General features: G+C 47.1%; 5 protein-coding genes, 1 pseudogene and 1 riboswitch. Of the genes and pseudogenes, 4 read left to right on the top strand and 2 right to left on the bottom strand.

Annotation, left to right across the window (positions count from 1 at the left end; genetic code table 11):
* The 3 genes and pseudogenes from QTO00_RS15105 to QTO00_RS15095 form a co-directional block, all read left to right on the top strand.
* Positions 1–302, top strand: a pseudogene (locus QTO00_RS15105) (C4-dicarboxylate ABC transporter); the annotation flags it as partial.
* 71 nt (positions 303–373) lie between these two features.
* Positions 374–931 (top strand): TRAP transporter small permease subunit, encoded by a 558-nt coding sequence (locus QTO00_RS15100; RefSeq protein ID WP_331425525.1) that lies wholly within the window; start codon positions 374–376, stop codon positions 929–931.
* Positions 918–2,303, top strand: a complete 1,386-nt coding sequence (locus QTO00_RS15095) for a TRAP transporter large permease (protein WP_331425524.1) — start codon at positions 918–920, stop codon at positions 2,301–2,303. The genes QTO00_RS15100 and QTO00_RS15095 overlap by 14 nt, the downstream gene beginning before the upstream one ends.
* Positions 2,304–2,407: 104 nt before the next feature.
* Here the strand turns inward: QTO00_RS15095 and QTO00_RS15090 are convergent, their stop codons facing one another.
* Positions 2,408–2,797, bottom strand: coding sequence for a VOC family protein (locus QTO00_RS15090; RefSeq protein WP_331425523.1), 390 nt, complete (start codon positions 2,795–2,797; stop codon positions 2,408–2,410).
* A gap of 203 nt (positions 2,798–3,000) precedes the next feature.
* A riboswitch (FMN riboswitch) is annotated at positions 3,001–3,148 on the top strand.
* 119 nt (positions 3,149–3,267) lie between these two features.
* On the opposite strand from QTO00_RS15090, the gene ribB reads away from it, so the two are divergent.
* Positions 3,268–3,924: a 3,4-dihydroxy-2-butanone-4-phosphate synthase gene (gene ribB / locus QTO00_RS15085; protein ID WP_331425522.1), complete on the top strand. Its 657-nt coding sequence runs from the start codon at positions 3,268–3,270 to the stop codon at positions 3,922–3,924.
* Positions 3,925–4,106: 182 nt separating this feature from the next.
* On the opposite strand, the gene QTO00_RS15080 is transcribed toward ribB, so the two are convergent.
* On the bottom strand, positions 4,107–4,720 hold a 614-nt coding region (locus tag QTO00_RS15080), incomplete at its 5' end, for an MFS transporter (protein WP_331425521.1).

Below are 4,720 nucleotides of genomic sequence, written 5' to 3'. Positions count from 1 at the left end.
GCGACACCCAACAAGCCGCGGTTGAAACCACGTGTATGGCAACCATGACATACTCGATTGCCGAAGGTGAAGCGTTGCAGTTCGCAGCAATGGAGAAAGCCAAAGAGAACGGCGTTGAGATCCGTTACTGGAATGACGAAATGCTTAACCTGTTTGAAAACACTTGGCTTGAAGTGGTTGAAGAGAAAAAAGCCGCAGACCCGTTCTTTGACAAAGTTTGGGCTGATTTAAGTACCTTCCGTGAAGGCTACGCGCTGTGGGCAGTGAATGGCTTCTTACCTCGTGAAACGCAAAATAAATAACCTTTAGTGAATTGGATGTAAACCGACGCAGCCAACCTAGCTGCGTCGGCTATGGTTTTAAGGAGTAACCAATGAGCAAAGTGTTGTATTCCCCTCCAAATGTCCCCTTGTATGGTCAGCTCGAACGATTAATTACCATGGTGAGCAAAGTTCTGGCTTGGACAAACCTCGCTCTAGTGGCAGTGATCATCATTCAGGTAGTGCTAAGAAAAGTATTCTCCAACGGGCAGATAGCTCTCGAAGAGTTGCAATGGCACCTCTACGCAACAGCCGTAATGTTTGGTACCGCCTATGCCCAAATATCTAATCTTCATGTTCGAGTCGATCTGTTCTATCACAAATTCTCAGAACGCAAGAAAGCGCTAGTGGATCTATTTGGCCTTACGCTACTAGCCATCCCTTTCGTAGTGATTGTGATTCTTCACTCCTACGATTTTGCTTATGAATCTTGGCGCGTGAACGAGAGTTCAGCCTCTCCATCCGGCCTGCCTTATCGTTGGCTAATCAAAAGCGTCATCCCTTTGAGTTTTAGTTTACTGCTGCTCTCAATGATCGCGCGGATACTGCGCAACTTAGAAACCCTATTTGGCAATAAACAAGCAAAAGGAACGAATCATGGAAGCGAATGAGTGGATTGTAATCGCCATGTTTGGCTCCTTCATCCTACTACTTTTCACAGGCATTCCTGTTGCCTATGTATTAGGTGGGATTGGTGTTGTGTTTGCTGCTGTCGGCTACTTCGCTGACATCTATCTAGATACCTTTACCGGACTTGATTACACCAGCCTTGGCTTAGTGGTTAACCGAATCTACAAGATTATGGACAACTGGATTCTGGTTGCCCTGCCGATGTTTATCTTCATGGGCAATATGCTCGATAAATCGGGGATAGCTGAAAAGCTAATGGCGTCGATGCAAGCGTTGTTCGGTAAGGTACACGGCGGCCTTGCCATTACTGTTATGGCTATTGGAATTATCCTTGCGGCCTCGACAGGTATCATCGGAGCCTCAGTGGTGTTGCTTACGGTAATGTCTCTACCAAGTATGATGCGCCAAGGCTATCACCTACCACTTGCACTCGGTACAGTGGCTTCAGCAGGTACGCTTGGGATACTTCTGCCACCATCGATCATGCTCGTGATCATGGCCGATCAGTTAGGTCTCTCTGTTGGCGACCTTTTCATGGGTGCGATCATGCCGGGCCTACTACTGGGTAGCTTATACATACTCTACATATTGCTTATTGGTAAAATGAATCCCGAGAAAGCGCCAGTGCCAGAGAATGTTGAGCCTGTTAATTGGAGCTTGATTCTACAAGTGTTCAAAGACATCACGCCAACCGTGATGCTCATCTTCTGTGTGCTTGGTTCAATCTTCGCAGGCGTTGCGACACCCACGGAAGCTTCAGGCATTGGTGCGCTAGGCGCCACAATTCTTGCCGCGTACAATAGAAAGCTAAACCTAAAAGTACTCAAGGAAGTATTACTCGCCTCTTATGGAACCACGGCTTATATCTTTATGATTTTCCTCGGAGCTTCGTGTTTCGCGCTAGTACTGCGTGAACTAGGCGGCGACGAACTGATTGAGTCATTCTTAAGCGGCTTACCATTTGGTCCATACGGGATTGTTGCCTTCATCTTGTTAATCGTATTTCTGCTTGGTTTCTTCCTAGACTGGATTGAAATAACGCTGATTGCGCTGCCGCTCCTTGCTCCGGTTATTGCAAGCCTAGGCATTGAGCTAGACGGTCACGGTGTGGTGGATAACCCGAGTTTAGTATGGTTCGTAATGTTAGTCGCAATGGCATTGCAGACCAGTTTCTTGACGCCACCAGTAGGCTTCGCCCTGTTCTATCTAAAAGGGGTTTGCCCAGAAGGCGTCGCGCTTAAAGATATTTACCGAGGTGTGATCCCATTCATTGTGATTCAGCTTATCGCCCTCGTCTGCTTAGTGGTATGGCCGCAGCTAGTGCTCTGGTTCCCGAGTGTCGCCTACGGCTAACAGACAATATCTGTAAAACATCAAAGCCAGCTCACATGAGCTGGCTTTGCTATATCCTTCGCTAACTAGGAACAACCGCAAGGTCTAAATTTCCCTATTTGGTATTACACCGTTAACTCAATGCGGTTACCGTCTGGATCTCGTACACAGCTTTCCCAATAACCATCGCCTGTACGTCTCGGTCCATCGAGCTTTTCGTAGCCGTCAGCCACCAAACGGGCGGTCAGTTCATCTACCGCCTGCTCACTACCAAGTGACATTGAAAAGTGAGCCAGACCGATGAATTGATCATAAGCTTCACCCTTGGTTTCGCTTACACCATCCATCTCCATCAACTCAAGGCGGCAACCTTCATCAAACGCCAAAAAGTACGATGTGAACTTCTTAGTTGGGTTGTGATACTTGTGATTAGCGGTAGCACCAAAGTACTTAATGTAAAACTCTTTCAGTGGTTCAAGTTGTGTCGTCCAGATAGCGATGTGTTCGATTTTCATTATGTTACCTCTTTGATTTCTTTAACATCAGACTAAAACCAAACCAAGAAGCGAAAAAGAGCTAGGCTGTCGCTGAATCCTTTCCTGTTATTTTTCTTTTGCTTGGATTAAAACTAGACACTCGAGCCCCTAGTTGAGCCGTACGATATTGATCTTTAAGCTAGACGCGATACAATCTCTGCGCTATTTAAGCAAACGTTTATATTTGTTCTCAGGGCGGGGCGAAATTCCCCACCGGCGGTATTCCCTACATAGTTTGGGGTGAGCCCGCGAGCGCTCGATACCTCGAGGTCAGCAGATCTGGTGAAAACCCAGAGCCGACGGTTATAGTCCGGATGAGAGAGAATGAAACCACACCACCAATCAAGGCTTTTAGTCTTGCAATTGAGTGGTGCATTTCGTTTTGGCTGGGGTAATTATGCCTCAGTGCTCATGTATGCCCTGATTCTGGTGATATTTAGGAGTTAACCATGAATCAGTCATCTCTACTTGCCGAGTTCGGCGAACCTATTACTCGTGTTGAAAACGCACTCACTGCCTTGAAAGAAGGTCGCGGAGTTCTACTTCTTGATGATGAAGACCGCGAAAACGAAGGCGACATTATCTATTCAGTCGAATCGCTAACGACTGCTCAAATGGCACTGATGATCCGCGAGTGCAGCGGGATTGTCTGTCTATGTCTGCCAGAAGAGCAAGCGGATCGCCTTGAACTTACGCCAATGGTTGAAAACAACAACAGCGCCAACCAAACCGCCTTTACAGTTTCGATTGAAGCGAAAGTGGGTGTAACGACTGGTGTGTCTGCGCAAGATCGCGTTACTACTATCAAGACAGCGGCAAACCCAACAGCCAAACCTTCCGATCTGGCAAAACCTGGTCATGTATTCCCGCTACGCGCGCGCAAAGGTGGTGTATTGACTCGTCGTGGTCATACTGAAGGGACGATCGACCTAATGCAAATGGCAGGATTACAGCCAGCAGGAGTGCTTTGTGAAGTAACCAATCCAGACGGCAGCATGGCGAAAACGCCAGAGATCGTCGCATTTGGTAAACTGCACAACATGCCTGTACTGACTATCGAAGATATGGTGATGTACCGCCAACAGTTTGAGCAAAAACTGGCTTAACCACCTCTTCTTATCTGAGCAAAACCAGAAGCGCTAACATCGGGTTTTGCTCTCTTGAGCATGGTCTTGCAGCCACATGTAATGTTGGCAACAAAGCTCGGGACGACGTAGAGCATGTTTAAATTGCTGCTCAACCTTTTTGCAGTCATCAAGGTCAAGAAAAATGGCTGCCAATGACGTTTTTACGCTGGATTTAACTCTACTTGTGAACGGCTAGACTTAATCCCGAATAACACCAACAACCCTAGTGCTGCAATAGTCCCTAACAATGAAACATATAGCGTGCTGTAGTAGTTATAGAGCTCCCCGACGACCCCTACCGACAGACTCGCAACCAGCATACTGACATTAAGCATGCTCGAGAACAGTGTCGATGCCGTTCCTAGTCGATCACGCATCATGTCTTGAAATACCACCATACCTAGCGTTGCACATATACCAATAAAGAAGCCGTTCAGAAGTTGAGCTAACAACATGGCAACGAAAGTGGTATTGGTCAGCATCACAGCGTAGAACAGTGCCCCACTGGTAATGCCCATCAGGAGTAACTTGATAGTCCCCACTTTTTCAGACAATCGACCAGCCCACAACATAATCGGGATTTCACACAATGCCGCAGCACCAAACAAAAAGCCAAGCCAGTTTGGGTCTACCTGCAGCTCTCGCGACAGATACAAGGGGATACTTGTGATGTATAAGTTGTTCGCCGCAAAAGCAAAAACAATCACCATACAATACAATGCTACCAACCGAAAACGATCTTTAGATTGAGGCTTCAAGCCCTGCTTCTCTCCCT

It is taken from the genome of Vibrio sp. M260118, assembly GCF_036533755.1.
In the GTDB taxonomy this organism is placed as follows: domain Bacteria; phylum Pseudomonadota; class Gammaproteobacteria; order Enterobacterales; family Vibrionaceae; genus Vibrio.
The sequence above is the reverse complement of the archived record's forward strand: the minus strand, read 5'-3'. Positions and strand labels throughout refer to the sequence as shown.

Excerpts from the sequence above, each read along its gene's own strand:
- QTO00_RS15100 (WP_331425525.1), top strand. The coding sequence starts at position 374 with ATGAGCAAAGTGTTGTATTCCCCTCCAAATGTCCCCTTGTATGGTCAG.
- QTO00_RS15095 (WP_331425524.1), top strand. The coding sequence starts at position 918 with ATGGAAGCGAATGAGTGGATTGTAATCGCCATGTTTGGCTCCTTCATC.
- QTO00_RS15090 (WP_331425523.1), bottom strand. The coding sequence starts at position 2,797 with ATGAAAATCGAACACATCGCTATCTGGACGACACAACTTGAACCACTG.
- ribB (WP_331425522.1), top strand. The coding sequence starts at position 3,268 with ATGAATCAGTCATCTCTACTTGCCGAGTTCGGCGAACCTATTACTCGT.